The organism is Pasteurella oralis, assembly GCF_002850605.1.
GTDB classification, from domain to species: Bacteria; Pseudomonadota; Gammaproteobacteria; order Enterobacterales; family Pasteurellaceae; genus Pasteurella; species Pasteurella oralis.
Map to the genome: position 1 here is coordinate 1 of NZ_NXGB01000027.1, position 522 is coordinate 522.

The following is a 522-nucleotide window of genomic DNA, read 5'->3' on the forward strand; positions in this document are numbered from 1 at the left end:
AGAAGCCGAAATTCTTTTGGGTCTGTAGCTCAGGTGGTTAGAGCGCACCCCTGATAAGGGTGAGGTCGGTGGTTCAAGTCCACTCAGACCCACCACTCAAGCGAAAGCTGTTGAGTGAAGCGAGAAAAGAATGAAGGTGTCATGATAGTGATGTAAATGGGGATATAGCTCAGCTGGGAGAGCGCCTGCCTTGCACGCAGGAGGTCAGCGGTTCGATCCCGCTTATCTCCACCAAAAATCATCATTGCTAAGTGTTTTGTTTATTTGAGTTAGGTATAGATATTGGCTTAGTATTTAGCTTTATAGTGAGTAATTGTGTGAAGTTGAATGTAATAGCATATGATTACCCTATGCGTTAGTTTGAGTTTTAAGTGAACTTAGTTTAACTTGAACTAAACTAAACTAAACTAAACTAAACTAAACTAAACTAAACTAAACTAAGCTAAACCTTTAGCAATGATGATAGTAAAAACACCTGATATAAAGATTATGTTAATACATTTTATATTAGAGGATTTATTT

2 tRNA genes are annotated in these 522 nt (G+C 37.7%); both read left to right on the forward strand.

What is annotated here, in order from left to right:
- Nucleotides 1-18 precede the first annotated feature (18 nt).
- A tRNA-Ile gene (locus C0975_RS11245) sits at nucleotides 19-95 on the forward strand.
- 63 nt (nucleotides 96-158) lie between these two features.
- Nucleotides 159-234: transfer RNA gene (locus C0975_RS11250), tRNA-Ala, on the forward strand.
- The last annotated feature ends 288 nt before the right edge of the window (nucleotides 235-522 follow it).